23 protein-coding genes and 1 riboswitch are annotated in these 24,317 nt (G+C 71.8%); of the genes, 10 read left to right on the top strand and 13 right to left on the bottom strand.

Going from position 1 to position 24,317, the window contains the following annotated elements; all coding sequences use genetic code 11:
* The first annotated feature begins 12 nt into the window (after nucleotides 1-12).
* Nucleotides 13-549, top strand: coding sequence for a carboxypeptidase (locus DI005_RS27390; protein ID WP_199543257.1), 537 nt, complete (start codon nucleotides 13-15; stop codon nucleotides 547-549).
* Entirely contained in the window at nucleotides 549-1,724 is a 1,176-nt protein-coding gene (locus tag DI005_RS27385; protein WP_228714220.1) for a lysozyme, read from the top strand. Before DI005_RS27390 ends, DI005_RS27385 begins: the two co-directional genes overlap by 1 nt.
* Before the next feature lie 46 nt (nucleotides 1,725-1,770).
* On the opposite strand, the gene DI005_RS27380 is transcribed toward DI005_RS27385, so the two are convergent.
* The gene (locus DI005_RS27380) at nucleotides 1,771-2,934 is read right to left on the bottom strand and encodes a lactate 2-monooxygenase (RefSeq protein ID WP_112275830.1); all 1,164 of its coding nucleotides are present in this window, start codon (nucleotides 2,932-2,934) and stop codon (nucleotides 1,771-1,773) included.
* Nucleotides 2,935-3,031: 97 nt separating this feature from the next.
* On the opposite strand from DI005_RS27380, the gene DI005_RS27375 reads away from it, so the two are divergent.
* Nucleotides 3,032-4,033: a MerR family transcriptional regulator gene (locus DI005_RS27375; RefSeq protein WP_113644066.1), complete on the top strand. Its 1,002-nt coding sequence runs from the start codon at nucleotides 3,032-3,034 to the stop codon at nucleotides 4,031-4,033.
* A 10-nt stretch (nucleotides 4,034-4,043) separates the two neighbouring features.
* The gene (locus DI005_RS27370) at nucleotides 4,044-4,688 is read left to right on the top strand and encodes a hypothetical protein (protein WP_113644065.1); all 645 of its coding nucleotides are present in this window, start codon (nucleotides 4,044-4,046) and stop codon (nucleotides 4,686-4,688) included.
* A 157-nt stretch (nucleotides 4,689-4,845) separates the two neighbouring features.
* On the opposite strand, the gene DI005_RS38330 is transcribed toward DI005_RS27370, so the two are convergent.
* On the bottom strand, nucleotides 4,846-4,989 hold the full coding sequence (locus DI005_RS38330) for a hypothetical protein (RefSeq protein ID WP_158303197.1): 144 nt from the start codon (nucleotides 4,987-4,989) through the stop codon (nucleotides 4,846-4,848).
* Nucleotides 4,990-5,175: 186 nt separating this feature from the next.
* Here DI005_RS38330 and DI005_RS27365 point away from each other — a divergent pair, with 186 nt between their 5' ends.
* A complete protein-coding gene (locus DI005_RS27365; RefSeq protein WP_113644064.1) occupies nucleotides 5,176-5,832 on the top strand; it encodes a hypothetical protein in 657 nt (218 codons plus the stop codon).
* Between the two features lie 132 nt (nucleotides 5,833-5,964).
* Here the strand turns inward: DI005_RS27365 and DI005_RS27360 are convergent, their stop codons facing one another.
* Complete coding sequence (locus tag DI005_RS27360; protein ID WP_113644063.1) at nucleotides 5,965-7,146, bottom strand: CdaR family transcriptional regulator; 1,182 nt, start codon at nucleotides 7,144-7,146, stop codon at nucleotides 5,965-5,967.
* Nucleotides 7,147-7,392: 246 nt separating this feature from the next.
* Between DI005_RS27360 and DI005_RS27355 the strand changes: the two genes are divergently transcribed.
* Entirely contained in the window at nucleotides 7,393-8,643 is a 1,251-nt protein-coding gene (locus tag DI005_RS27355; protein WP_113644062.1) for a multidrug effflux MFS transporter, read from the top strand.
* On the opposite strand, the gene DI005_RS27350 is transcribed toward DI005_RS27355, so the two are convergent.
* Nucleotides 8,611-9,834, bottom strand: a complete 1,224-nt coding sequence (locus DI005_RS27350) for an NAD(P)/FAD-dependent oxidoreductase (protein WP_113644061.1) — start codon at nucleotides 9,832-9,834, stop codon at nucleotides 8,611-8,613. The genes DI005_RS27355 and DI005_RS27350 overlap by 33 nt on opposite strands.
* 184 nt (nucleotides 9,835-10,018) lie before the next feature.
* On the opposite strand from DI005_RS27350, the gene DI005_RS27345 reads away from it, so the two are divergent.
* Both DI005_RS27345 and DI005_RS27340 read left to right on the top strand, forming a co-directional pair.
* Nucleotides 10,019-10,240: a hypothetical protein gene (locus DI005_RS27345; protein WP_112275829.1), complete on the top strand. Its 222-nt coding sequence runs from the start codon at nucleotides 10,019-10,021 to the stop codon at nucleotides 10,238-10,240.
* 57 nt (nucleotides 10,241-10,297) lie between these two features.
* Nucleotides 10,298-10,960, top strand: coding sequence for an O-methyltransferase (locus tag DI005_RS27340; protein ID WP_112275732.1), 663 nt, complete (start codon nucleotides 10,298-10,300; stop codon nucleotides 10,958-10,960).
* A gap of 298 nt (nucleotides 10,961-11,258) precedes the next feature.
* Here the strand turns inward: DI005_RS27340 and DI005_RS27335 are convergent, their stop codons facing one another.
* The 9 genes from DI005_RS27335 to DI005_RS27295 all read right to left on the bottom strand — a co-directional run bounded on the left by DI005_RS27335 (nucleotide 11,259) and on the right by DI005_RS27295 (nucleotide 22,092).
* Complete coding sequence (locus tag DI005_RS27335; protein ID WP_228714219.1) at nucleotides 11,259-12,008, bottom strand: FadR/GntR family transcriptional regulator; 750 nt, start codon at nucleotides 12,006-12,008, stop codon at nucleotides 11,259-11,261.
* Between the two features lie 45 nt (nucleotides 12,009-12,053).
* Nucleotides 12,054-13,325 carry a serine hydroxymethyltransferase gene (gene glyA, locus DI005_RS27330; protein ID WP_113644060.1) on the bottom strand — a complete coding sequence of 424 codons (1,272 nt, stop codon included), beginning with the start codon at nucleotides 13,323-13,325 and terminating at the stop codon, nucleotides 12,054-12,056.
* A gap of 6 nt (nucleotides 13,326-13,331) precedes the next feature.
* On the bottom strand, nucleotides 13,332-13,706 hold the full coding sequence (gene gcvH / locus DI005_RS27325; protein WP_113644059.1) for a glycine cleavage system protein GcvH: 375 nt from the start codon (nucleotides 13,704-13,706) through the stop codon (nucleotides 13,332-13,334).
* 27 nt (nucleotides 13,707-13,733) lie between these two features.
* Nucleotides 13,734-14,813, bottom strand: coding sequence for a glycine cleavage system aminomethyltransferase GcvT (gene gcvT / locus DI005_RS27320; RefSeq protein WP_112275726.1), 1,080 nt, complete (start codon nucleotides 14,811-14,813; stop codon nucleotides 13,734-13,736).
* A 3-nt stretch (nucleotides 14,814-14,816) separates the two neighbouring features.
* Complete coding sequence (gene gcvP, locus DI005_RS27315; protein ID WP_113644058.1) at nucleotides 14,817-17,648, bottom strand: aminomethyl-transferring glycine dehydrogenase; 2,832 nt, start codon at nucleotides 17,646-17,648, stop codon at nucleotides 14,817-14,819.
* 49 nt (nucleotides 17,649-17,697) lie between these two features.
* Nucleotides 17,698-17,797: riboswitch (glycine riboswitch) on the bottom strand.
* A 104-nt stretch (nucleotides 17,798-17,901) separates the two neighbouring features.
* On the bottom strand, nucleotides 17,902-18,669 hold the full coding sequence (locus tag DI005_RS27310; protein WP_112275723.1) for a 3-oxoacyl-ACP reductase: 768 nt from the start codon (nucleotides 18,667-18,669) through the stop codon (nucleotides 17,902-17,904).
* On the bottom strand, nucleotides 18,670-20,040 hold the full coding sequence (locus DI005_RS27305; RefSeq protein ID WP_112275721.1) for an aldehyde dehydrogenase: 1,371 nt from the start codon (nucleotides 20,038-20,040) through the stop codon (nucleotides 18,670-18,672).
* Complete coding sequence (locus tag DI005_RS27300) at nucleotides 20,037-20,747, bottom strand: gamma-glutamyl-gamma-aminobutyrate hydrolase family protein (RefSeq protein WP_113644057.1); 711 nt, start codon at nucleotides 20,745-20,747, stop codon at nucleotides 20,037-20,039. Before DI005_RS27300 ends, DI005_RS27305 begins: the two co-directional genes overlap by 4 nt.
* Complete coding sequence (locus DI005_RS27295) at nucleotides 20,728-22,092, bottom strand: glutamine synthetase family protein (RefSeq protein WP_233520328.1); 1,365 nt, start codon at nucleotides 22,090-22,092, stop codon at nucleotides 20,728-20,730. The genes DI005_RS27300 and DI005_RS27295 overlap by 20 nt, the downstream gene beginning before the upstream one ends.
* Nucleotides 22,093-22,264: 172 nt before the next feature.
* Here DI005_RS27295 and eat point away from each other — a divergent pair, with 172 nt between their 5' ends.
* Together eat and DI005_RS27285 are read left to right on the top strand one after the other, a co-directional pair.
* Nucleotides 22,265-23,704: an ethanolamine permease gene (gene eat, locus DI005_RS27290; protein WP_112275717.1), complete on the top strand. Its 1,440-nt coding sequence runs from the start codon at nucleotides 22,265-22,267 to the stop codon at nucleotides 23,702-23,704.
* Nucleotides 23,705-23,892: 188 nt separating this feature from the next.
* The gene (locus DI005_RS27285) at nucleotides 23,893-24,315 is read left to right on the top strand and encodes a DUF6098 family protein (RefSeq protein WP_233520327.1); all 423 of its coding nucleotides are present in this window, start codon (nucleotides 23,893-23,895) and stop codon (nucleotides 24,313-24,315) included.
* Nucleotides 24,316-24,317: the final 2 nt, after the last annotated feature.

Raw genomic sequence — 24,317 nt, 5'->3', positions numbered from 1 at the left:
AAGGAGAGAAGCGTGCGCAAGACAGCGATCACCACCGCGGCGTCGATCACGGCCGCCGTCGTGCTGCCCTTGCTGGCCGCGGAACCTGCCGCGGCGGCCTCGCGGCAGGACCTGGCGAAGGACATCCTCGCCGACGACGGCATCACGCTGCTGGACAGCCATGTGAGCGGCAACGACCACCCGGAGTCCACCGCGAGGCAGAACGTCGTCGACACCTCGGAGGGCAACCCGGCCAGAACGAGCCCGTGGAGCGACGTCGGCGTCACCGAGGTCGAGCTGTCCACCAACCTGCTCGAGGGCATGGTCTCGCTCGGCGGGGACTACTCGTTCCGCGTCACCACGATCGCGGGTGGCGACCACAGTTCCACCTCCTACCACTACGCGGGCACCGCGTTCGACGTCGACCGCATCGACGGCGAGGCCGTCGGCTCCGGCAACGGCAAGGTCGACGACTTCCAGAAGGCGTGCGAGGACCTGGGCGCCACCGAGGTGCTGGGGCCGGGCGACGCGGGCCACGACACACACATCCACTGCGCTTGGGGGTCCTGATGGCTCGGAAGAAGCAGATCTTCGCGCTCGGCTCCGCGGCGGCCGTGCTGGTCGGCGTGCTCGGCGTGCCGGGCGCGCAGGCGGCGGAGGACGCGCCCGGCATCGACGTGTCCAACCACAACGGCACGGTCGACTTCGAGGCGGTCAAGGCGGACGGGCAGGAGTTCGCGTTCGTGCTCGCCACCGACGGCACGTCGTTCACCAGCCCCGACTTCGACACGCAGTACAAGGGCGCCGCCGACGCCGGGCTGATCCGCGGCGCGTACCATTTCGCAAGGCCGGGCAGCGGCGCGGCGGCCGACCAGGCCCAGCGGTTCCTGGAGACCGTGAACTACTCGGCCGACGGCAAGTCCCTGCCCCCGGTGCTGGACATGGAGGCCAACCCGGACGGCTCGGCCTGCTACGGGCTCAGCGCGGGCGAGATGCGCGACTGGATCAAGGCGTTCCTCGCCGAGGTCAAGGAACAGACCAAACGCGATGGGATCATCTACACCAGCCCGAGCTTCTGGAAGGACTGCACGGGCAACACCGAGGAGTTCAGCGAGAATCCACTGTGGATCGCCGAATGGGGGGTGGACAAGCCGTCCTCGATCGGCGGCTGGGACGCCCACACGTTCTGGCAGTACAGCGACTCCGGCTCGGTCGACGGCGTGGACGGCCCGGTGGATGTCAACCGCTTCAACGGCACCGTCGACGAGCTGAAGGCGCTCGCGGCGGGCTCGGCGGCGCGGGGCTCGGCCGCCCCGCGCGGTGACGTGGGGACGGCGGCCGCGATCACGCGCGACGAGGTGATCGACCGGGCGAAGAAGTGGTCCGACGACCCGGTGCCGTACAGCATGGAGAACTACCACGACGGCTACCGCACCGACTGCTCCGGCTACGTGTCGATGGCGTGGCGGCTCGACACCAGCCTGAGCACCGTGACGCTGCCCGACGTGTCACACCCGATCGAGAAGAACGAGCTCAAGAAGGGCGACATCATCGGCAACCTCGGGCCGGGCACCGGTGGGGCCGCCGGGCACGTCGTGATCTTCGAGAAGTGGGCCAACGACGACAAGACCGAGTACTGGGCCTACGAGCAGACGCCGCCGGAGACGGTGCACCGCAAGCTGACCTACCCCTACCCGGGCAAGGACAACTTCGAGCCGCACCGCTTCGACGACATCACCGACTGAGTGAGGTCGTGAGCGCGCGGCGGGTCCTTCCCGGCCCGCCGCGCTCTCACGCCTTGCGCAGCACCGAACCGCTCAGCTCGGCGACCCGGCGATGCCCGGAAAGCCCCATCGTCAGGTCGAAGTCGGCGAGCAGGCTGCGCAGCACGTGCCGCACGCCGTCCTCGCCACCGTGCGCGAGCCCGTAGACGTAGGGCCTGCCGAGCAACACCGCCCTCGCCCCGAGCGCGAGCGCCTTGAGCACATCGGCACCCGTGCGGATGCCGGAGTCGAACAGCACCTCGATGCGGTCGCCCACCGCGGCCACGATCTCCGGCAGCGCGTCGAGCGAGGCCACCGCCCCGTCCACCTGGCGCCCGCCGTGGTTGGACACCACCACGCCGTCCATCCCGGCGTCCACCGCGCGGCGGGCGTCGTCGACGTGCTGGATGCCCTTCAGCACGATCGGCCCGTCCCAGTGCTCGCGCAGGAATGGCAGCGCGTCCCAGGCGCGGTCGGTGCCCGTGATCATGCCGATCCAGCGCAGCACCGCGGAGGGCAGGTCGTCCTCGGGCGCCCGGTCGAGCCGCGAGCGGAACACCGGGTCGGTGAGCGCCACCGCCATCCCCTCGCCCTTGAGGAACGGCAGGTAGCCGCTGTCGAGGTCGCACGGCCGCCACGCGAGCGTCCACGTGTCGAGCGTGACGACGAGCGCCGTGTAGCCGGACTCCTTGGCACGGCGCAGGATGCTGCCGCACACCTCGGGGTCGTCCGGCCAGTACAGCTGGAACCAGCGCGGGCCCTCGCCGGAGGCGGCGGCGACGTCCTCGATGCTCGTGGACGAGGCCGTGGACAGGATCACGGGCAGCCCGAGCCCGGATGCGGCCCTCGCGGTGGCGCGTTCCGCGTCGGGATGCACGATCGACTGGACGCCCACGGGCGCGAGCAGCACCGGCGCCGGCATCGGCGTGCCGAGCACGGTGGTCGAAAGGTCGCGCTCGGTGGCGCCCGTCAGCATCCTCGGCACGATCTTCCAGCGGTCGAACGCCTCCCGGTTGGCCCGGTTGGTCGCGCCGGAGCCCGCGGCACCGGCCACGTACCAGAACGGCTCCGGTGCCATGACCTTCGCGGCCGAGTCCTCGAGCCTGGTGGCGTCGGTCGTGAACGCGGGCGCCGTCCCGCCGTAGCCCTGCAGGTAGATCTCGTTCTGGTAGAAGCCGAACCGCTCGGCCACGTGCACCTCCCGCATCGCCCACGTCCTCGTGTGGCGCGATCCTACGCGGAACCCGCCTGTTGACCTTCGAGTCGGTCGAAAGCCCAGAATCACCGGCATGCACAGCATCAGCGCGTTCGCCCGCCGCGTCGGCCTCACCCCGAGTGCCCTGCGCTTCTACGACGACTGCGGCGTACTCGCCCCTGCCAGGGTCGACCCGCTCACCGGCTACCGCTACTACAGCGACGACCAGGTGGAGCGGGCGGTGCACCTGCGCAGGCTGCGGGCCGCGGGGGTCCCGCTCGCCGACGTCACGGCGGTGCTCGACGGCTCGCCCGATAGGGCGCGGGAGGTGCTGGCCGCGCACGCGGCCAGGCTGCGCTCGGAGTCCGACGCCGCGCACGCCGCGCTGGGCGCGCTGCTGCGCGACCTGCCGCCGTGCGGCCCGGTCCGCGCCCGCGTCGGCGGCCCCGAGCTGGCCAGCGCCGTGCGTCAGGTCGTGCCCGCCGCGGCCCGCGGCGGGGAGTTCCCCGAGCTGCGGTGCGTGCTGATCGAGCTCGCGGACACCCAGGTGCGCCTGATCGCCACCGACCGCTACCGGCTCGCCGTCCGGGAGCTGCGGCCGCTGGCCGTCGACGGCGGACCGGCCGAGCTGCTGGTCCCCGCCGACGCGCTCGTCACCGCGGCGGCGTGGGCCACCCGCAAGCCCGAGGTGACCATCGAGCCGGGGTGCCTGAACGCAGGCGGCGAGACCCACGCACTGCCCGTGGCCGGAGGAACCTTCCCGGCCTACCGCGACATGCTGCGCGGCCTCGACGCACCGGTGCACCGCGTGCTCACCGGCCGAGTCGCCCTGCGCGACGCGCTCGCCACGTGCGCCTCACCCGCCGTGCTCGCCATCGGCGCCGACGAGCTGGTGCTCGGCGAGGTCACGCTGCCCGCCGTGTGCTCTGGGCCGGTGCGCGTCGCGTTCGACCCGGCCGTGCTCGGCGCCGCGCTGGAGGCCGGCGTGGGGCCGGACGTCCTGCTCGAGATCGCCGCCCCGGACCGTCCCGTGGTGGTGCGCTCCGCCGACCAGGGCAGCTTCACCACCCTCGTCATGCCCGTCGCTCTTCCCTGAAAGGAACACCATGAACCCCGACAACCCCGTCGTACGTCTCTGCGCCGAGGGCATGGCCGCCGAGGCGGGCGGCGACGACGACGCGGCCCGCGCCCTGTACGAGAAGGCCTGGACTGCCGCCACCGGCGACGACGAGGCGTGCGTCGCCGCGCACTACCTCGCCCGGCACCAGCCGACGCCCGAGCTGACCCTGCACTGGAACGCGGAGTGCCTGCGGCTGGCCGATCGCGTCGGTGACGAGCGCGTGACCGGGTTCTACGCCTCGCTGCACGCCAACCTCGGCCGCTGCCACCGCGATCTCGGCGACCCGGCGGCCGCGGGCGAGCACTTCCGGCTCGCCGCGCACCACCTCGCCGACGTCCCCGCCGGGCCCTACCGCGACTGGCTGCGCTACAGCATCGCCGACGGTCTGCGCGGCACGGGCGCAGTCGAACCGTCGGCCGCCTCGGCCGGCGCCGAGGCGCTGCTCCGCGACCTCTGCGCACGCGGGGACCTGCGGTCGCTGTGCCTGCTGCTGCCCGCCTACTACGGCGACACGGGCACAGCCGACGACCGGCGGCACCTCGCGCAGGCGGCACGGATGCTGCACGCCGAGCGCCGCCTTCCCGCGGGCGATCAGGATCGGCTGGGCGACGTCATCCGGCTCTGCGGGTGAGGTGTCCACTGTGGATCGGAGTGGGTGCGGTCGTGCTGGGGCTGGTGAAGACGAGGTCGTCGGCGATCAGCGACCGCGGTGGCGCGCTCCCGCGCGAGGTAGCTGTCGCGACACCTTCTGACGACCTCGGTGGGCGTCAGGTCATCCTCCCGCGTGGTCATTCGCCGGAGACCTCTCCGGTGAGGAACAGCAGCAGGAAGGCGATGAGGCCGAGGAGGAACCACCACGCGTCGGAGGCGACGATGGCCGCGAGAATGCCGAGCCCGGCGGCGGAGAAGGCGAGGATGCGGGAGTGCTCCATCTGTCTGCCTTCCCCTGAGCGGATTCGGACGGCGATTCCTCCAGTTTGCTCCTTTTTCGGCGCGCGTGTCGGCAACACGGGAGCGGGCACGGGGCAGGCGCGGCCGACGGCACCCCATCGGGCTAGGCTCGGACCGTCGATCGCGCGCCGTAACGGGGCGCGCCTGAGGACGGGAGGCGGCAGTCCGTGCGGCACAACGCGCTGAGGTGGGGAACCGGGCTCGCGGTGCTGCTGCTGGTCCTGACCGCCTGCACCAGCGGCAACGAGCCGCAGCAGGGCGCGACGGCACCCGTCACGACCACACAGGCGGTTTTGACCAACCCGTTCACCGAAACCGGGGAGATCTCGCCGGAGGTCACGATCCTGGAGGACGTGGAGGCGATCTGCTCGCCCTCGGTGGTGGTCGTCGCGAACCCGGTCGCGCGCCGCTGCACCAGCGAGCTGCAGGTGCTGCACGACCCGTGCTTCCTCGGCCCTCCCCGGGTGCCCCAGGTCGCCGTGTGCCTGCAGAACCCGGCCCGCAAGGAGGCCGTGCGCCTCACCCTCATCGAGGACCGCACGCCCGTGGCTCCCGGCGCCCCGCCCGCCGCCGCACCGGTCGCGCCCGCGCCGGAGGCGACGCCGTGGTACATCGAGCTGGCGGACGGCCGCGAGTGCGCGCGAGTGATCGGCCTGAAGGGCGACCCGCCGTCGTTGGAGGGCGACCCCCCGACGTACGGCTGCGGCCACGCCGACTTCCTCTACGGCCTGCCCGACGTGTCCGAGCCGGTGTGGACGATGCCCAACCGGAAGGGCGCCACGGCGAAGGTGCGCACCGTGGACGTCCGCACCGCCTGGTACTGAACCCGCCCCGGCAACCGCAATGAAGGCCACCCTGCCCGCGCCCGCCCGTCTCCCACCACCGCCCAGACGGAAACGCTCCGCGCCACTGTGCCCGATTCCACGCGGTGAAGGTGGCCTTCACTGCCGCTGGTGTCAGCGCACGCCGTCGCGGTGGGCGATCAGGGCGAGCGACAGGGCCAGCGCGGTCCGGTGGTCGTCGAGCGAGTGCCCGAACACGGCCTCCAGCCTGCGCAGCCGGTTGAGCACGGTGTTGCGGTGGCAGTAGAGCCGCGCGGCCGTTGCCGCTGCGGAACGGTTGGTCTCCAGCCAGGCCGCGAGCGTCTCCAGCAGCACCTCGCGCTCGTGCTCGGGCAGCCGCAGCAGCGGGCCGAGCACGCCGGCGCGGAGCCGCCGCGCCAGCTCGGGTGAGCGGGCGACGAGCGCCTCGGGCAGCCGCTCGTCGAGCACGGCGAGCCCGGTCGTCCCGGACGGCAGCGTGCGCAGCGCCAGCAGCGCGAGGTCGTGCGCGACGCCGACCTCCGCGAGCCCCCGCACCTCCGGGCTCACGCCCACCCGGGCCCGCACCCCGCCGCGCAGCAGCTCCAGCACGCCGTCCAGTGCGCGGCGTTCGAGTGCGACCAGACCGACGGTGTGCTGGTCCCTCGGTTCCCAGACCGACCTGATCCCGTACCCGGCGAGGGTGTCCTGCGGCATCGCGAGCCCGGGCGTGCCATCGGCGGCGGAGTCGGCCACGAACACCACGTAGTCGCCCTCACGAGGGAGCCCCAGCTCGGCCGCGGCCTGCCCCGCGAAGCCGGCCTCTCGGCCCCGGCCGCGCAACAGGTCGCCGACCAGCGACTGACGCCGGTGGTCGTCGAGCCTGCGCAGCTGCAGCTCGGTGTCGCGGTAGGCGCGCGCGACGACCGACGACGCCTCGTCCACGACCGTCCACACGGTCGTGGCGACGTCGAGCAACCGGTCGCGATCGATGTCGTCGCTCTCCTTGCCGATCCGCACGAGCCCCCGCCACAGGACGCGGCCGCCGAGACGGAACGAGCGCAGCACGGAGTCCAGGGGCACCCGCTGCTCGGCGCGCCGTGAGCCGGTGACCGTGGCCGCGTCGTAGGGGTCCTCGCCGCGGGGAACCGTGTCACCGAGCAGCTGCAGCACGCGCTCCAGGTTGTTGCGGCACGACCGGCGCAGCTCGGCCAGCGTGACCAGCGCGGCGTCATGGTAGCCGGGGTTCTCCGCGAGGATGTCCGCGACGAGCTCGTCCGCGAGCTGGTCGAGCCGGACCACCAGGGCCCGCGCCAGCTGCTCGGCGAGATCGGCCACGCGGGCTCCTTCGGTTCGTCCGTCGCACGGGTCACCCGACGATAGGACACCTCGCCGGAGGGCCGCCCCGCCGCGGTCAGAAGGCCACGGGCACGTCAGCCCATTCTTCGAGGATCATCGCGCGCCTCCTCACCGGTCGTTCGCTCGACGCGCTCCCTCGGGCCTGGACGTGCTCTCAAGAGCGTGCACGGGAGCATCCGTGCCTCGCCCGGAATATTTAGTACCGCTACGCAAGTTCTCTCTGCCATGAGCACGAGCACGGACATCGGACAACCAGCGGCTTCCCCGGGACGACTGCGGACCGCCCGCTACGCGCTCGTGCTCGGCGGGCTCACCGCCTTCGGCCCGCTGTCGATCGACATGTACCTGCCCGCGCTGCCCGCGATGGCGCAGGACCTGCACGCCGGCGACGCCACGCTGCAGCTCACGCTGGCCGCGTTCGTGCTCGGCGTCGGCGCGGGGCAGCTCGTGCTCGGCCCGCTCTCCGACGCCTTCGGCAGGCGCAAGCCGCTGCTCGCCGGCGTCGCCCTGTTCGTCGTCGCGTCCCTGCTGTGCGTGCTCAGCCCCACGGTGGAGCTGCTGATCGCGGCCAGGGTCCTCCAGGCGTTCGGCGCCTCCGCCGGCATGGTGATCGCCCGCGCCGCCGTGCGCGACCTCTTCTCCGGCATCGAGATGGCCCGGTTCTTCTCGATGCTCATGCTGGTCACCGGGCTCGCCCCGATCCTCGCCCCCGTGCTCGGCGGGCAGCTGCTCTCACTGACGTCGTGGCGGGGCATCTTCGGCGCGCTGGCCGCGTTCGGCGCGCTGCTGCTGATCGTCGCCGCGTTCGCCCTGCCAGAGACGCTTCCGGCCCACCGGCGCAGGCCCGCGCGACCCGCGGGCGTTCTCCGTGGCTACCTGAGCCTGCTGCGCGACCGCGTCTTCGTCGGCTACGCGCTCGGCGCCGGGCTTGCCTTCGCCGCGATGTTCACCTACATCTCGGCGTCGTCGTTCGTGCTCCAGGGCACCTACGGCCTCAGCCCGCAGCAGTACAGCCTCGTCTTCGGCGGCGGCGCCGTCGGGCTCGTGCTGGCGAGCCAGGTCAACGGCAGGCTCGTCGCCAGGTTCCGCCAGCACACGCTGCTCGTCACCGGGCTGGTCGCGGGCACCGCAGGAGCCCTCGCGATGGTCCTCGCCTCACTGGCCGGGCTCGGGCTGGGCGGGGTGTTGCCGCCGCTGTTCGTCGCGGTCGCCAGCGTCGGCCTCGTGATGCCCAACGCGACGTCACTGGCGCTCGCCGACCACCCGGAGATGGCCGGGTCCGCATCGGCCCTGCTTGGCGTGCTCCAGTTCACCGTCGGCGGGCTGACCTCGCCCATCGCCGGGCTCGCCGGTGAGGGCTCGGCGCTGCCGATGGCACTGCTCATGGCCGCGTTCGCCGGGCTCGGGCTGGTCAGCGTCGGCACGCTCACGCGGCGGCGTGGCTCAGACCAGCTCGCCGAGGTCGGCGTCGCGTAGCTGCCCTGCCGACACGGTCACGCGGCCGTCGACGATCTTCTGCAGCTCGTCGCCGTAGTCCCACACGTTGACGTTCATCGCCGCGGTCACCTGTCCCCCGCGCAGCCAGAACGCGATGAACTCGCGGGTCGCGAGGTCGCCGCGCACCACCAGCTCGTCGGCGGCGGGGTCGGCGATGCCCCGGTACTCGCAGCCGAGGTCGTACTGGTCGGTGAAGAAGTACGGGCTGCGCAGATACGGTTCGTTCTCGCCGACCAGGTTCGCGGCGACGTGCCCGCCCTGGTTCTTGGCGTTGGCCCAGTGCTCGACGCGGACCCGGTGGCCGTAACGCGGGTGGAAATGGGAGGCGATGTCGCCCGCGGCGTAGATGTCGGGCGCCGCCGTGCGCAGCCCCGCATCCACCGCGACCCCGCCGTCGCCGGTCAGCTCGAGGCCCGCCGTGTCGGCCAGCTCCACCCTGGGCGCCACGCCCACCGCGAGCAGCACCACGTCCGCGGGCAGCTCCGTGCCATCGCCGAGCCGGACGCCACGCACACCCCCGGCGTCCCCGGTCAGCTCGGCGAGCGTCGCACCGAGGCGCCAGTTCACGCCGTGCTCGGTGTGCAGGTCGCGGAACACGGTCGCCACCTCGTCGCCCAGCACGGTGCGCAGCGGCAGAGCGACCTGGTCGACCACCGTCACCTCGGCACCGTGCTTGCGCGCCGCGGCAGCGGCCTCGGTGCCGATCCACCCCGCTCCGATGATCACCACCCGCTCGGCGTCCTCGAAAGCCGAGCGCAGGGAGAGCGCGTCGTCGAGGGTTCGCAGCGTGCGTACCCCCGGCAGGTCCGCGCCCGGCACGGGCAGCGAGCGCGGGCGCGAGCCGGTGGCCAGCAACAGCCGGTCGTACCGGTGCTCGCCGCCCTGCGCGTCGAGCACCATGCGCTCCCCCGGGTCGACGCGGGTGGCCGTCACGCCGCCGCGCAGGTCGATGTCGTGCTCGGCGTAGAATTTCTCCTCGCGCACCCAGTCGGGTTCGTCGGTGTCCCCCAGCAGGAGTCCCTTGGACAACGGCGGTAACTCGTACGGGCGATGTGACTCCGAACCGAGCACGAGCACCTCACCCCCGTAGCCGCGTTCCCGCAGCCGGGCCGCCGCCGTGGCACCCGCGAGTCCACTGCCGACGATGACGATGCGCTTGGGCTCGGACATCCCTGATCCCTCCCCGAACGAAGCCGTGACGTGGGCCACTCGACGCTACACCCGTGGCGCGTAACGCCGGAGCCTGAAAAACTGATATGTCAGTTTCGCGGTTTTTCGCGTCATGGTCGCGGGGCACGCCCGTCGCACAGTCGCACGCACGAAGAACACCGGGACGAGACGAGAGGCGATCGACGTGGCGGTGCGGGATGAATGGGCGATCTCCTGCCGGGATCTGGCGGGCAGGAAAAGGGAGCTGACCGTCTTCGTCAGCAGCGAGCGGGTGGTGCTCGTCGCACCACCGGGTGAGGCCGCCGTCCTCGCCCCGCTGGACGTCGGGCGCCTGCGCGCCGCACTGCGCGACGCGGTGGTCCAGGTGGCGCGCTCCGGCGAGGACCCCGAGACCGAAGACGAGTGACCAGTCGCGTTCCACTGTGGACGCTCGAGGCGAGCCCCGATCCCCTAGGCTCGCCTCATGACGCAGGAAACCTGGGACGCGGTGGACGGCTACTTCAGGACTCAGCTCGTCCCACCGGACCCCGTACTCGACGACGCACTGCAGGCCGGTGAGGCCGCCGGCCTCCCGCCCATCGCCGTCGCCCCCAACCAGGGCAAGTTCCTCCATCTCCTCGCCCGCATCGCCCGCGCCCGCTCGATACTGGAGATCGGCACGCTGGGCGGCTACAGCACGCTCTGGCTCGCCAGGGCGCTGCCAGCCGACGGCAAGGTCGTCACCCTCGAGGTAGACCCGGCGCACGCGGAGGTCGCGCGGCGCAACTTCGCCAACGCCGGGCTCGACGGCGTCATCGACCTGAGGGTCGGCCGCGCGCTCGACACCCTGCCGCAGCTGCACGATGAGGCGCCCTTCGACCTGGTGTTCGTCGATGCCGACAAGCCGAGCAATCCGGAGTACTTCCGGTGGGCGCTGGAGCTGACCAGGCCCGGCAGCGTGATCGTGATCGACAACGTCGTGCGCGGCGGCGCCGTGGCCGACCAGCGCAGCGAGGACCCGTCCGTGCGCGGCACGCAGCACATGACCGAGCTGATCGCGGCGGAGCCGCGCGTGGACGCCACCGCCCTGCAGACCGTCGGCGTCAAGGGCTACGACGGCCTGGCGATCGCCCTGGTCACCGGCTGACCACCGCGCGAGTCCCCCGCTCCGCCCCGCGAGTCCCCCGCTCCTGACGGCGAGTCCCCCGCTCAGGACGGCGAGTCCCCCATTCAGGACGGCGGAGTTGTGCGTTCCGGCATCGGAGCGCGACCGGGAACGCACGACTCGGCGTCGGGAACGCAGGCCTCGCGATCCGGAGCGGGCAACTCGCGATCCGGAGCGGGCAACTCGCGATCCGGAGCGGGCAACTCGCGAGCCGGAGCGGGCAACTCGCGATCCGGAGCGGGGGACTCGCGGGCTGGAGCGGGGGACTCGCGAACCGGGGTCACTCCAGGAAGCCGCGCAGCAGCGACGCGGTGCCCTCCACGTGCTCGGCCATCGCGCCGCGCGCGGCGGCCGGGTCACCGGCCAGGATCGCGTCCACGATCGCCTCGTGTTGCGCGTTGGAGTGCTCGAGGTTCGGTTCGAGGAGCGGGATCTCGTCGAGCAGCTGGTTCACGCGCATGCGGACGTCGGCGACCGCGGAGGTCAGCGACGCCGAGCCGGTGACCTCCGCGATCGCCAGGTGCAGTCGGGAATCGCGGCGCCGGTAGTCGTCGACGCTGGTGGTGCACGCCTCGGCGAGCGTGCCCGTGAGGTGCCGCCGGTCTGCGGGCGAGAGCGACCGCGCCGCGGCCAGCTCCGCCGCCCCGGTTTCCAGCACGTGCCGCAACGCGAGGGTGTCCTCGAGCACGCCCGGGTCCCGCATGCGAGCGGGCGACGGGGGCACGGGCAGGACCTCGTTGACGAACGTGCCGCCGTAGCGACCGCGCCGCGACTCCACGTACCCGGCGTCGGCGAGCGCGCGGATCGCCTCTCGCAGGGTCACCCTGCTGATCCCGAGCCGCTCGGCCAGCTCGCGCTCGGCGGGCAGGCGCTCGCCCGCGCCCACGACCCCGAGCCGCACGGCCTGCAACAGCCGCTCCACGGTCTCCTCGAAGGCGTTGCCCGCCCGCACGGGGCGGAACAGCGCCTCCCCCGCGCTGATCCCGCCCTCGGCACCGTGCGCGACGTCCCTGCCGGGCTGAGCGCTCACGGTGCCTCCTCGCGGTGTCCTTCCTCCCGCGAGTGTAAGGCGGACTCAGCCCTTGTTCGCGTAAAGCGGGTGCTTCTTCGCCAACACCTCCACGCGTGCCCCCAGGTCCCGCTGGGTCGACTCGTCGAAGTCGGGGCGCAGCGCCAGCGCGATCACGTCGGCGACCTCGGTGAAATCGTCGGCGCCGAAGCCGCGCGTGGCGAGCGCCGGGGTGCCGATCCGCAGACCGGAGGTGACCATCGGCGGGCGCGGGTCGAACGGCACCGCGTTGCGGTTCACCGTGATCCCGATGGAGTGCAACCGGTCCTCGGCCTGCTTGCCATCCAATGTGGACCCGACGAGGTCGACGAGCACCAGGTGCACGTCGGTTCCGCCGGTCAGCACGCGAACCCCCGCATCGGAACAGTCCTGCTGGGACAGTCGCTCGGCCAGAATGTTCGCGCCCTCCAGCACCCGCTGCTGCCGCTCGCGGAACTCCTCGCTCGCGGCGATCTTCAGCGCCACGGCCTTGCCCGCGATCACGTGCTCGAGCGGGCCGCCCTGCTGCCCCGGGAACACCGCCGAGTTGATCTTCTTGGCGTACTCGGCACGGCTGAGTACGATGCCGCCGCGCGGGCCGCCGAGCGTCTTGTGCGTCGTGGTGGTCACCACGTCGGCGTGCGGCACCGGGCTCGGGTGCAGCCCGGCGGCGACCAGGCCCGCGAAGTGGGCCATGTCCACCATCAGCTTGGCGTCCACGGAGTCGGCGATGCGCCGGAACTCGGCGAAGTCGAGCTGCCTCGGGTACGCCGACCAGCCCGCGATGATCAGCTTCGGCTTGTACTCGGCGGCGAGGCGCTCGACCTCGGCCATGTCGACGAGGCCGGTCTCCTTGTCGACATGGTAGGCGACCACGTTGTAGAGCTTGCCGGAGAAGTTGAGCTTCATGCCGTGGGTCAGGTGCCCGCCGTGCGCGAGATCCAGCCCGAGGATCGTGTCGCCGGGCTGTAGCAGGGCGACCATCGCGGCGGCGTTGGCCTGCGCACCGGAGTGCGGCTGGACGTTGGCGTGCTCGGCGCCGAACAGCTCCTTGGCCCGCTCGATCGCCAGCGTCTCCACGACGTCGACGTGCTCACACCCGCCGTAGTAGCGCCTGCCGGGGTAGCCCTCGGCGTACTTGTTGGTGAGCACGGAGCCCTGCGCCTCCAGCACGCCGGCGGGCGCGAAGTTCTCCGAGGCGATCATCTCCAGCGTCGACTGCTGGCGGTGCAGCTCGGCGGCGACCGCCTCGGCCACCTCCGGGTCTACAGTGGACAGGTCAGCGTCGAACGAGCCCATTCTTCCTCAGTCCTCCTGGGTCAGTGCGGCGTAGGCGGCTGCGTCCAGCAGTTCGGGCAGGTCCGCAGTCCGCACGCGGAACAGCCAGCCCTGATCGTACGGGTCGGCGTTCACGACCTCAGGACCGTCGACGATGGACTGGTTGACCTCGGTGACCTCGCCGCTGACCGGCGAGAACAGCTCGCTGACCGACTTCGTCGACTCGATCTCGCCGCAGGACTCACCCGCGGTCACGGTGTCGCCCGCCTCGGGCAGCTGCACGAAGACGACGTCGCCGAGCGACTCGGCGGCGAACGCGGTGACGCCCACGGTCGCGACGTCGCCGTCGAGACGGACCCACTCGTGTTCCTTGGTGTAGCTCAGGTTCTCGGGAATGCGCATGACGGCCTTTCGAAGAAGGTGAAGGACTCAGGAGCGCCGGTAGAACGGCAGCGAGACGACCTCGACGGGCTCTTCACGCCCGCGCACGTCCGCGGACAGGGCCGTGCCCGGCTCGGCGTGTGCCGGCCGCACGTAGGCCATCGCGATGGGGTAGCCCAGCGTCGGCGACAGCGCACCGCTGGTGATCTCGCCCACGTCCTCGCCGCCGGCGAGCAGGCGGTAGCCGTGCCGGGGCGCGCGACGGCCGCTGCCCTTGAGGCCGACGAGCACGCGGTCCGGGTCGCGGCGCGTGTCGAGTGCGGCCCTGCCGACGAAGTCGCCGGGTTTCTCGAACTTCACCACGCGGCCGAGACCGGCGTGGAACGGGGTCAGCTCGGCGCTCAACTCGTTGCCGTACAACGGCATTCCGGCTTCCAGCCGCAGCGTGTCCCGGCACGCGAGGCCCGCGGGCAGCAGCCCGTGAGGCTCCCCCGCCTCGGTGAGCACCCGCCACACGGCGGCGGCGCGCTCGCCCGGCACGTACAGCTCGAAGCCGTCCTCGCCGGTGTAGCCGGTGCGGGCGAGCAGCGCGTCCTGCCCGCCGACGACGGCGGGCGTGCTGGCGTAGTACTTGAGCGAGGAGAGGTCCGCGTCGGTGAGCTTGCCGACGATCTCGGCGGCGGCGGGCCCCTGCACGGCGATCAGCGATGTCTCCGCGGAGCGGTCGGTCACCTCGGCGTCGAAGTCGCGAGCCCTGGCGGTCAGCTCGGCCGAGACGACCGCGGCGTTGCCCGCGTTGGCGACCACGAGATAGCGCTCGTCGGCGAGCCGGTAGACAACCAGGTCGTCGAGCACCCCGCCCTCGGCGTTGCACATCATCGTGTAGCGGGCGCGGCCCGGCTTCACGGCGGAGAGCTTGCCGACGAACGCGTAGTCGAGCGCGTCGGCCGCCTCCGGGCCGGTCACCTCGATCTCACCCATGTGGGAGAGGTCGAACAGCCCGGCCGCCTCCCGCACGGCGCGGTGCTCGGCCAGCTCGCTTGAGTAGCGGACGGGCATCGACCAGCCCGCGAAGTCGGTGAAGGAGGCGCCGAGTCCGGTGTGGACCTCGTGCAGTGCGGTCTTCATGTATCAGCCCTCGTAGGAAGAGATCGGCGGGCACGAGCACACCAGGTTGCGGTCGCCGTAGGCGCCTTCGATGCGCCGCACCGGCGACCAGTACTTGCCCTTGGTCGCCGTCTTCCCCGGGTAGACGGCCAGCGCCCGATCGTAGGGCAGGTCCCACTCCCCTGCGAGTTGCTCGGCGGTGTGCGGCGCGCCGCGCAGCGGGCTGCGCTCCACCGGCCAACGGCCCGCGGCGACGTCGTCGATCTCGCGGCGGATGGAGATCATCGCGTCGCAGAAGCGGTCGATCTCGGCGAGGTCCTCGCTCTCGGTCGGCTCCACCATGAGCGTGCCCGCGACGGGGAACGACATCGTCGGCGCGTGGAAGCCGTGGTCGATGAGCCGTTTCGCGACGTCCTCCACGGTCACGCCGGTCTGCTTGGTCAGCGGGCGAAGGTCGAGGATGCACTCGTGGGCGACGAGGCCGTTCTGTCCCGTGTAGAGCACGGGGTAGTGCGGGGCGAGCCGCGCGGCGACGTAGTTGGCGGCGAGCACGGCGACCTGCGTCGCGCTGGTGAGCCCCTGCGCGCCCATCATGCGGACGTAGGCCCAGGAGATCGGCAGTATCGACGCGGAGCCGTACGGCGCGGCCGAGATCGGCCCCACCCCGGTCTCCGGGCCCGCGGCGGGCAGCAGCGGGTGGTTGGGCAGGTACGGCGCGAGGTGCGCGCGCACGGCGACCGGGCCGACGCCGGGTCCGCCGCCGCCGTGCGGGATGCAGAACGTCTTGTGCAGGTTCAGGTGCGAGACGTCGCCGCCGAACTCGCCGGGCTTGGCGAGGCCGAGCAGCGCGTTGAGGTTCGCCCCGTCGACGTACACCTGTCCGCCGGCCTCGTGGACGATGCGGGACAGCTCGGAGATGTCGCTCTCGTAGACGCCGTGCGTGGACGGGTACGTGACCATGATCGCCGAGAGCGTGTCGCGATGCTTGTCCACTTTGGAACGCAGGTCGTCGAGGTCGACGTCGCCCTGCGCGGTGCAGGCGACCACCACCACGCGCATCCCGGCGAGCACGGCCGACGCGGCGTTGGTGCCGTGCGCCGACGACGGGATCAGGCACACGTCGCGCTCGGGCTGCCCGCCCGCGCGGTGATAGGCGCGGATCGCGAGCAGCCCGGCCAGCTCGCCCTGGCTGCCCGCGTTGGGCTGCAGCGAGACGCTGTCGTAGCCGGTGACCTCGCACAGCCAGCGCGAGAGCTGGCCGACGAGCTCGTGGTAGCCCTCGGCGTCCTCGGCCGGGGCGAACGGGTGCAGGCCCGCGAACTCCGGCCAGGTGATCGGCTCCATCTCGGTGGTGGCGTTGAGCTTCATCGTGCACGAGCCGAGCGGGATCATGCCCCGGTCGAGCGCGTAGTCGGAGTCGGCGAGCGCGCGCAGGTAGCGCAGCATCGCGGTCTCGGAGCGGTGGGTGTGGAACACCTCGTGCGTGAGGTACTCGCTCGTGCGCGAAAGGGCCTCGGGCAGCGCGTTGCCGTCCTTCTCGACGGTGCCCTCGGCGCCGAACGCCCGCAGGACCTTGTCGAGCACCGCGGGCGTGGTGGTCTCGTCGACGGCCACGCGCACGTGGTCGTCGCCGTCCCGGCCGAGGTTGATCCCGGCGTCACGGGCAGCGGCCACGATCGACGCGGCCCGGCCGGGGACGCGGGCGAGCACGGTGTCGAAGAAGTGCTCGTGCACCACGTCCACCCCGGCGCCGCGCAGTGCGGCGGCGAGCCCGGCGGCGTGGCCGTGCACGCGCTCGGCGATGCGCTTGAGGCCGTCCGGGCCGTGGTAGACGGCGTACATCGAGGCGATCACGGCGAGGAGCACCTGCGCCGTGCAGATGTTGCTGGTGGCCTTCTCCCGACGAATGTGCTGTTCGCGGGTCTGCAGGGCGAGCCGGTAGGCGGGCGCGCCGCCCGCGTCGATCGACACGCCGACGAGCCGTCCTGGCAGGGAGCGCTCCAGGCCCGAGCGCACCACGAGGTACCCGGCGTGCGGGCCGCCATAGCCGAGCGGCACGCCGAAGCGCTGCGTGTTGCCCGCCGCCAGGTCGGCGCCGAACTCACCGGGCGGGGTCAGCAGGGTGAGCCCCAGCAGGTCGGCGGCCACGCAGTACAGCGCGCCTGCCGCCTTCGCGGCCTCGCCGATGCCGGTGTAGAAGCCCGGCTCACGCAGCACGCCCGAGGCACCCGGGTACTGCACGACCACGCCGAAGAAGTTCTCCGGCAGCCCCTGGGCCAGGTCGCGGACGTCCACCTCGATGCCGACGGCCTCGGCACGCGTGCGCACCACCGCGATCGTCTGCGGCAGGCACTCGGCGTCGAGCACGATGACCTGCGACTTCGCCTTCGACGCGCGGCGCATGAGCATCATCGCCTCGGCGACGGCTGTCGACTCGTCGAGCATCGAGGCGTTCGCGGTGGTCAGGCCGGTGAGGTCGGCGACCATGGTCTGGAAGTTGAGCAGCGCCTCGAGCCTGCCCTGCGAGATCTCCGGCTGGTAGGGCGTGTACGCCGTGTACCAGGCCGGGTTCTCCAGCACGTTGCGCCGGATGACGGCGGGCGTGATCGTGTCGTGGTAGCCGAGGCCGATGAGCTGCGTCATCGGGCGGTTGCGGGCCGCGAGGGCACGCAGCTCGGCGATGGCCTCCTCCTCGGAGGCGGCGGGCGGGAGGTCCAGTTCTCCCGAGGTGCGGATGGCCGAGGGTACGGCCGCCGCGACGAGTGCGGCGAGGCTGCCGTACCCGCATTCGGCCAGCATCTTGGCCTGCTCGGCCTCACCGGGGCCGATGTGCCGGGCGGCGAAGGTCGACGACATGAGGAGCTCCTTGTCTCGCGCACGGTTGGGATACCCGCCCGTGCTGGGGAACTCCCCCTCTGTCATGGCACCTGAGAGTTTCACCGCGCGTGAACACGGCTTTCACCTTGGGTGAGGCTTACGAGAGCCTGCTTTCCAGAGTGGCCTAACCATGGGCGGTAGCGGTACCTGAGAGATTGTGGGGAGTTTGCTCCTTCGGTGCCCCGTCGCACGGGGGCTCTCCCGCCCTGGCTCGAACAGCCTCGATATGGACTTATAGGGGAGTAACGTACGCGCCCGAGATCCCACCGTCCACCAGGAACTGCGACGCAGTGATGAAGGACGCGTCGTCGCTGGCGAGGAACGCCACCGCGGCGGCGATCTCCTCCGGCTCCGCGAACCGGCCCATCGGCACGTGCACGAGCCGCCGGGCGGCCCGCTCCGGATCCTTCGCGAACAGCTCCGTCAGCAGGGGCGTGTTGACCGGTCCCGGGCACAGCGCGTTCACCCGGATGCCCTCGCGCGCGAACTGCACGCCCAGCTCGCGGCTCATCGACAGCACCCCGCCCTTGGACGCGGTGTAGGAGATCTGGGAGGTCGCCGCGCCCATCACCGCCACGAACGACGCGGTGTTGATGATCGAGCCCTTCCCCGCCCGTTGCATGTGCGGGATCGCGTACTTGCAGCACAGGTACACCGAGGTCAGGTTCACCTCCTGGACCTTGCGCCACGCCTCCAGCCCCGTGGTGAGGATCGAGTCGTCCTCGGGAGGCGAGATGCCGGCGTTGTTGAAGGCGATGTCCACCGAGCCGAAGCGGTCGGCGGCGGCCTGGAACAGCGCCTCGACCTCGCTCTCCACCGTGACGTCGGCCTGCACGAACTCGCCGCCGACCTCCTCGGCGGCCGCCTTGCCTCCTGCCACGTCCACGTCGCCGACGACGATCCGCGCGCCCTCGCTGGCCATTCGCTTCGCCGACGCGAGCCCGATCCCGCTGCCACCACCGGTGACCACGGCGACCCTGCCCTCCAGCCGCTGAGACATCTACCGCTCCTCCGTGCTGATGAAAACGTTCTTCACCTCGGTGAACGCCTCGACGGCGTCCGGGCCCAGCTCCCGGCCGAGGCCGGACTGCTTGAACCCGCCGAACGGCGTCCAGTACCGCACCGACGAGTGCGAGTTGACCGAGAGGTTGCCGGCCTCGACTCCGCGGGAGACACGCAGCGCACGCCCCACGTCGCGGGTCCAGATCGAGCCGGAGAGCCCGTACGCGGTGTCGTTGGCCATCGCGACGGCCTCGGCCTCGTCGGCGAACGGCACCACGGCGACCACCGGGCCGAAGATCTCGTCGGTCACCAGCGGGTCGGTCGCCGACGTCGGCGTGACGACCGTGGGCGGGAACCAGTACCCGGCGCCATCGGGGGCGCTGCCGCGGAACGCGACCTGCGCGTCGTCGGGCAGGTACGAGCGGACCCGCTCGCGGTGCGCCGCCGAGATCAGCGGCCCCATCTCCGTGGTCTCCGCCGAGGGATCGCCCACCACGACGCCCTTGACGGCGGGTTCGAGCAGCTCCAGGAACCGGTCGTAGACCGACGCCTGCACGAGGATGCGCGAGCGTGCGCAGCAGTCCTGGCCCGCGTTGTCGAACACGCCGTACGGCGCGGTGGCCGCCGCCCGCTCCAGGTCGGCGTCGGCGAAGACGATGTTGGCGTTCTTGCCGCCCAGCTCCAGCGTCACGCGCTTCACCTGCGCCGCGCAGCCGGCCATGATCCGCCTGCCGACCTCGGTGGAGCCGGTGAAGACGACCTTGCGCACGTGCGGGTGCTCGACGAACCGCTGCCCCACCACGCCGCCCTTGCCGGGCAGCACCTGGAAGACGTCCTCGGGGATTCCCGCCTCACGGGCCAGCTCCGCCAGCCGCAGCGCCGTGAGCGGGGTGAGCTCCGCGGGCTTGAGCACCACGGTGTTGCCCGCCGCGAGCGCGGGCGCGAAGCCCCAGCCCGCGATCGGCATCGGGAAGTTCCACGGCACGATCACGCCGACCACGCCGAGCGGCTCGGCGAAGGTGACGTTCACGCCGCCCGGCACGGGGATCTGCTTGCCGGTCAGGCGTTCGGGCGCGGCGGCGTAGTAGTGCAGCACGTCGCGGACGTTGCCCGCCTCCCAGCGCGCGTTCCCGATGGTGTGCCCGGAGTTGGCGACCTCGAGCCGGGCCAGGTGCTCGATGTCGGCGTCCACGGCGTCGGCGAAGCGGCGCAGCAGCCTCGCCCGGTCGCCGGGCGCCACGGCCCGCCAGGCGGGCATGGCGGCGTGCGCGCGCTCGATGGCCGCGTCGGCCTGCTCGGCCGAGGTCAGCTCCACCGCACGGAGCACCTGCTCCGTGGCGGGGTTGCGCACCTCGAACGTCTGCGTCATTCCTTCGCCGCCTCCCTCACCAGCGCCGCGAACAGCCTCAGCTCGCTGACATCTTGTTCCGGGTGCCACTGCACGCCGATCACGAAGGACTCCCCCGGCAGCTCGACGGCCTCCACCGTGCCGTCGCCCGCCCAACCGACGGCCCGCAGGCCAGGCGCAAGGGCGTCGACGGCCTGGTGGTGGTAGCAGTGGCACTTGGTCTCCTCGCCGAGGATCGCGGCGATCCTGCTGCCGGGCTCCAGGCTCACGACCGTGCCGCCGTAGACCCCCGGCGCGGGCTGGTGATCACTCGTGCCGGTGCGCTCGGGCAGGTGCTGGGTGAGCGTGCCGCCCAGCGCGACGTTGAGCACCTGCATGCCCCTGCACACGGCGAGCACGGGAATGCCACGGGCCAGCGCCGCCCGCAGCATCGCCAGTTCGGCGGCGTCGCGCTCGGGCCGCGAGACCGTGGCCGGATGGGCCGTGGCGCCGTAGTTGCCGGGATCCACGTCGGCGCCGCCGGCGAGCACGAGCCCGTCCACAGCGGCCACCGCGCGTTGGTGGCCCTCACCGACGGGTGGCAGCAGAACGGGCACCCCACCGGCCTTGACCACACAGTCCACATAGGTCCGGGGCAGCAGCGCCGCCTCGGTGTCCCACACACCCCACGCTGCGCGCTCGGAGTAGGTGGAGATGCCGATAACGGGGTCAGAGCCGCTCGAAGCCACGGAGGCGCTCCCAGTCGGTCACCGCCGCGTCGTAGGCGGCCTGCTCGATGCGGGCTGCGTTGAGGTAGTGCTCCACCACGTCGTCGCCGAACGCCGCGCGGGCGACCTTGCTGTCGCCGAGCAGCTCCGCGGCGTCGCGCAGGGTCGTCGGCACGGTCGGCTTGTCGCTCGCGTAGGCGTTGCCGTGGAACTCCGGCTCCAGCGGCAGCTCGTTCTCCATGCCGTGCAGCCCCGCCGCGACGAGCGCGGCCACGGCGAGGTAGGGGTTGACGTCCCCGCCGGGCACCCGGTTCTCCACCCGGAGCGAGTCGCCGTGGCCAACCACGCGCAGCGCGCACGTGCGGTTGTCGGCGCCCCACGCGACGGCGGTGGGCGCGAAGCTGCCGGGCACGTACCGCTTGTAGGAGTTGATGTTCGGCGCGAAGAAGTACGTCAGCTCCCGCAGGCACGCGAGCTGCCCGGCGAGGAAGTGCTCCATCAGCGGGGAGAAGCCGCCCGGCCCGTCCCCGGCCAGCGCCGGCTCGCCGTCGGCCGAGCGCAGGCTGATGTGGATGTGGCAGGAGTTGCCCTCGCGCTCGTTGTACTTCGCCATGAACGTCAGGCTCTTGCCCTCCTGCGCGGCGATCTCCTTGGAGCCGGTCTTGTAGATGCTGTGGTTGTCGCACGTGGACAGTGCCTCGGCGAAACGGAACGCGATCTCGTGCTGGCCCGGGTTGCACTCGCCCTTGGCGGACTCCACGTACAGTCCCGCTCCGCTCATGGCGTTGCGGATCCGCCGCAGCAACGGCTCCACGCGCGCGGTGCCGAGCATCGAGTAGTCCACGTTGTACTGGTTGGCCGGCCGCAGGTCGCGGTAGCCGCTCTGCCAGGCGCTCTCGTAGGAGTCGTCGAAGACGATGAACTCCAGCTCGGTGCCGACGTACGCGGTGAGCCCGCGTTCGGCGAGCCTGCCCAGCTGGCGGCGCAGGATCTGCCTCGGCGAGACGGTGACCTCGCCGCCCTCGACCCACTCCACGTCGCACAGCACCATCGCGGTGCCCTCGTGCCAGGGCACGAGCCTCAGCGTCGCGAGGTCGGGCCGCAGGACGCAGTCGCCGTAGCCGCGCTCCCACGACGAGATCGCGAAGCCGTCCACGGTGTTCATGTCGACGTCCACGGCGAGCAGGTAGTTGCACGCCTCGGTGGCGTGGTCCACCACCTCGTTGAGGAAGTACCGCGCGGCGCACCGCTTGCCCTGCAACCGGCCCTGCATGTCGGTCATCGCCACGAGCACGGTGTCGACCCTGCCCGCGTCAACGAGCGCACGGAGGGTGTCGAGGGTGAGCATGCCGTCGCTGTTCCCCATCGGAATACCTTCCCGCACGGCCGGAGCGAACTCAAAGGGTCAACTATGATCCATTAAAAGCTTTTCTAGTCGCCTACCAGGCGGGCGTCAACCCTTGACAACTCTACCGGGCTGCACCACCCTCAGCACACTCAAAGGACTGGCGAAGTACCCATTGCCGAGGAGCCGGGTTATGGCCAAGCACGTGGAGTACAGCGAGGTTGACGAGAACTATCTGAAGGAACGCCAGCTCAAACGGGGCGCCGCGGGCTGGCTGCTGCTCGCGGGCCTCGGCGTGTCGTACGTGATCTCCGGCGACTTCGCGGGCTGGAACTTCGGGCTCGACGAGGGCGGCTGGGGCGGGCTGCTCATCGCGACCGTGCTCATGGCCGTGATGTACAGCTGCATGGTGTTCGGCCTCGCCGAGATGTCTTCCGCCATGCCGGTGGCCGGGGCCGGCTACGGCTTCGCGCGCAGGGCGCTCGGCCCGCTCGGCGGCTTCGCCACCGGTGTCGCGATCCTCATCGAGTACGCGATCGCGCCCGCCGCCATCGCGGTGTTCATCGGCGGCTACATCGAGACGCTCGGCCTGTTCGGGCTCACCAGCAGCTGGCCCGTCTTCCTCGGCTGCTACGTGATCTTCATCGGCATCCACCTGTACGGCGTGGGCGAGGCGCTGCGGCTGATGTTCGCGATCACGGCCGTGGCGGTGCTCGCGCTCGCCGCGTTCGTCATCGGCATGATCCCGAAGTTCTCCGCCGACAAGCTGTTCGACATCGTCCCCGACGAGGCCGCGGCGGGGGCGAGCGAGTTCCTGCCGTTCGGCTTCGCGGGCGCGATGGCGGCACTCGTGTACGGCATCTGGTTCTTCCTCGCGATCGAGGGCGTCCCGCTCGCGGCCGAGGAGGCGCGCGACCCGAAGCGGGACATGCCGCGAGGCATCATCGCGGGCCTGGCCGTGCTCGTGGTGTTCGCGGCCCTCATCCTGCTCATCGCGCCCGGCGCGGCCGGGTCGAGCACCATCGCCACGTCCGACAACCCGCTGCCCGAGGCGGTGCGCGCCGCGTACGGCGGGAACAACGCGCTGGCCCAGGTGGTGAACTACGTCGGTCTCGCCGGGCTCGTCGCGAGCTTCTTCTCGATCATCTACGCCTACTCGCGGCAGCTGTTCGCCCTCTCGCGGGCCGGGTACCTGCCGCGCTGGCTGTCGCGCACCGGCAGGCGCAAGACGCCCTACCTCGCGCTGCTCGTGCCCGGCACGATCGGCTTCGTGCTGGCCGCCGCCACCCAGGACGGCGCGCTGCTGATCAACATCGCCGTGTTCGGCGCGACGGTGTCCTACGTGCTGCTGAACCTCTCCCACATCGTGCTGCGGGTGCGCGAACCGGACCTGGAGCGGCCCTACCGCACGCCGGGCGGCGTCGTGACCACCGGGATCGCGCTCGTGCTCGCCGTCGCCGCCGTGATCGCGACGTTCCTGGTGGACAGGATGGCGGCGGCCATCACCGCCGCCATCTTCGTGGCCGCGGTCGGGTACTTCTGGTTCTACAGCAGGCACCGCCTGGTCGCGGCCGCTCCCGAGGAGGAGTTCGCCGTGATCGCGAGCGCCGAACACGAACTCGACCGGGAGTAGCCGCCACCCGCAGCCGCCACCCGCAGTGAAGGCCACCTTCACTGCGCCCGCCCGTCTCCCCCACCACCCAAACGGAGGCGCTGCCCGCCGCTGTGCTTGTTCAACGCAGGCATGGTGGCCTTCACTGCGCTCGGGGTGCCCGACCTGGTGAGGGGTTTGGCTGGAGCGCCGCCGGGAAATCGGGCGGCATGCCCTCGGACATGTTCACCGTGCACACCCTGCGGGAGCTGAGCGAGCTCGTCGGGCTCGGCGTGGCGCCCTACCTGCGCTACTCCCCCGGCCCCGAGTCGGACGCCTCGCACCCGAGCACCGACCACGAGAGCGGGCTGCTCATGCCGGGCGTGTCGGTGAACCCGCTCGCCGCGCCCGAGTGGTGGAGCCTGCCGCTGGAGGACTGGCTCGCCCGGCGCGTCTGCCAGTACCTGCGGGAGCTGCGCGAGGGCGCACGCCCGTGGGTGCTCGACGGAAAGCAGGTTGACTTCGGTCCCGACAACGAACCGCTGCTCGTGGATCTCCAGCCGGTCGCGTGGATCAGCCCCGACCTGCTGGAGGAGGCGCGCGAGCGCTACCACTCGCGACTCGACGCGGGCACGGCGACGCACGAGGCGTGACC

This window comes from Prauserella sp. PE36 (assembly GCF_003311655.1).
GTDB lineage: Bacteria > Actinomycetota > Actinomycetes > Mycobacteriales > Pseudonocardiaceae > Prauserella_A > Prauserella_A endophytica.
Note: the sequence above shows the minus strand (reverse complement) of the source record. Positions and strands in the feature narration are given on the sequence as shown.